Source organism: Haemophilus seminalis, from assembly GCF_006384255.1.
GTDB classification, from domain to species: Bacteria; Pseudomonadota; Gammaproteobacteria; order Enterobacterales; family Pasteurellaceae; genus Haemophilus; species Haemophilus seminalis.
Map to the genome: position 1 here is coordinate 1 of NZ_VCED01000012.1, position 2,972 is coordinate 2,972.

1 rRNA gene is annotated in these 2,972 nt (G+C 49.7%); it reads right to left on the bottom strand.

Going from position 1 to position 2,972, the window contains the following annotated elements:
* Positions 1-25: 25 nt before the first annotated feature.
* Positions 26-2,922: ribosomal RNA gene (locus FE813_RS10335) — 23S ribosomal RNA — on the bottom strand.
* Positions 2,923-2,972 lie beyond the last annotated feature (50 nt).

Consider the following 2,972-nt stretch of genomic DNA (forward strand, 5'->3'; position numbering starts at 1 on the left):
TTTTCCAAAAACACTTGAGCGTTGTATAGTTAAGCCTCTCGGGCAATTAGTACAGGTTAGCTCAATGACTCACATCACTTACACACCCTGCCTATCTACGTCTTAGTCTTAAACAACCCTTACACACTTGATGTGTGGGAGAACTCATCTCTTGGCAAGTTTCGTGCTTAGATGCTTTCAGCACTTATCTCTTCCGCACTTAGCTACCCGGCAATGCGTCTGGCGACACAACCGGAACACCAGTGGTGCGTCCACTCCGGTCCTCTCGTACTAGGAGCAGCCCCAACCAATTCTCCAACGCCCACGGCAGATAGGGACCGAACTGTCTCACGACGTTCTAAACCCAGCTCGCGTACCACTTTAAATGGCGAACAGCCATACCCTTGGGACCTACTTCAGCCCCAGGATGTGATGAGCCGACATCGAGGTGCCAAACACCGCCGTCGATATGAACTCTTGGGCGGTATCAGCCTGTTATCCCCGGAGTACCTTTTATCCGTTGAGCGATGGCCCTTCCATTCAGAACCACCGGATCACTATGACCTACTTTCGTACCTGCTCGACTTGTCTGTCTCGCAGTTAAGCTTGCTTATACCATTGCACTAACCTCACGATGTCCGACCGTGATTAGCAAACCTTCGTGCTCCTCCGTTACTCTTTGGGAGGAGACCGCCCCAGTCAAACTACCCACCAGACACTGTCCGAGACCGCGTTCCGCAATCTTCGTTAGAACATCAAACGTTAAAGGGTGGTATTTCAAGGACGACTCCATAATCACTGGCGTGACTACTTCAAAGTCTCCCACCTATCCTACACATCAAAATTCAATGTTCAGTGTCAAGCTATAGTAAAGGTTCACGGGGTCTTTCCGTCTAGCCGCGGGTACACCGCATCTTCACGGCGATTTCAATTTCACTGAGTCTCGGGTGGAGACAGCCTGGCCATCATTATGCCATTCGTGCAGGTCGGAACTTACCCGACAAGGAATTTCGCTACCTTAGGACCGTTATAGTTACGGCCGCCGTTTACTGGGGCTTCGATCAGGAGCTTCTCTTTCGATTACACCATCAATTAACCTTCCAGCACCGGGCAGGCATCACACCCTATACGTCCACTTTCGTGTTTGCAGAGTGCTGTGTTTTTAATAAACAGTTGCAGCCAGCTGGTATCTTCGACCGGTTCAACCTTCAGGGGCTAGCCCTTACAATCTACGCCGGCGCACCTTCTCCCGAAGTTACGGTGCTATTTTGCCTAGTTCCTTCACCCGAGTTCTCTCAAGCGCCTGAGTATTCTCTACCTGACCACCTGTGTCGGTTTTCAGTACGGTTTAGTAAAGCCTTTCGCTTAGTGGCTTTTCCTGGAAGTGTGGTATCAGTTACTTCAGCTCCTTAGAGCCTCGTCATCATCTCTCAGTGTTAAGGAAGTCCGGATTTGCCTAAACTTCCCACCTACCAACTTAAACGCACATATCCAACAGTGCGATAACCTAACCTACTCCGTCCCCACATCGCAGCTTTACCAAGTACAGGAATATTAACCTGTTTCCCATCGACTACGCTCTTCAGCCTCGCCTTAGGGGCCGACTCACCCTGCCCCGATTAACGTTGGACAGGAACCCTTGGTCTTCCGGCGAACGGGTTTTTCACCCGTTTTATCGTTACTTATGTCAGCATTCGCACTTGTGATACGTCCAGCATGCTTCTCAACACACCTTCTTCCGCTTACACAACGCTCCCCTACCCAACAGACTTACGTCTGATGCCGCAGCTTCGGTGCTATATTTCAGCCCCGTTACATCTTCCGCGCAGGCCGACTCGACTAGTGAGCTATTACGCTTTCTTTAAATGATGGCTGCTTCTAAGCCAACATCCTAGCTGTCTAAGCCTTCCCACTTCGTTTCCCACTTAATATAGACTTTGGGACCTTAGCTGGCGGTCTGGGTTGTTTCCCTCTCCACGACGGACGTTAGCACCCGCCGTGTGTCTCCTGAGTATCACTCTTTGGTATTCGTAGTTTGCATCGGGTTGGTAATCCGGGATGGACCCCTAGCCGAAACAGTGCTCTACCCCCAAAGGTGTCCGCTCAAGGCTCTACCTAAATAGATTTCGGGGAGAACCAGCTATCTCCCGGTTTGATTGGCCTTTCACCCCCAGCCACAAGTCATCCGCTAATTTTTCAACATTAGTCGGTTCGGTCCTCCAGTTAGTGTTACCCAACCTTCAACCTGCCCATGGCTAGATCACCGGGTTTCGGGTCTATACCTTGCAACTAGACGCCCAGTTAAGACTCGGTTTCCCTTCGGCTCCCCTATTCGGTTAACCTCGCTACAAAATATAAGTCGCTGACCCATTATACAAAAGGTACGCAGTCACCCTTTCGGGCTCCCACTGCTTGTACGTACAAGGTTTCAGGTTCTATTTCACTCCCCTCACCGGGGTTCTTTTCGCCTTTCCTTCACAGTACTGGTTCACTATCGGTCAATCAGGAGTATTTAGCCTTGGAGGATGGTCCCCCCATCTTCAAACAGGATATCACGTGTCCCGCCCTACTTCTCGTTAACTTAGTACCACAGCCTGGATGTCGAGTACGGGGCTATCACCCTGTGTCGCTAAGCTTCCCAGCTTATTCCTCTATCTCTGCTGCTATCATTAACAGGCTCTTTCGCTTTCGCTCGCCGCTACTGACGAAATCTCGGTTGATTTCTTTTCCTCGGGGTACTTAGATGTTTCAGTTCTCCCGGTTTGCCTCACTTACCTATGGATTCAGTAAGTGATAGTAGATTCTTCATCTACTGGGTTTCCCCATTCGGATATCTTGGATTAAACGCCTCTTATCGACTCATCCAAGCTTTTCGCAGATTAGCACGTCCTTCTTCGCCTCTGATTGCCAAGGCATCCACCTTGTACGCTTAGTCACTTAACTATACAACCTCAAATGTTTTCAATCACTTTAAGTTTTCACTTCAAAGTGCG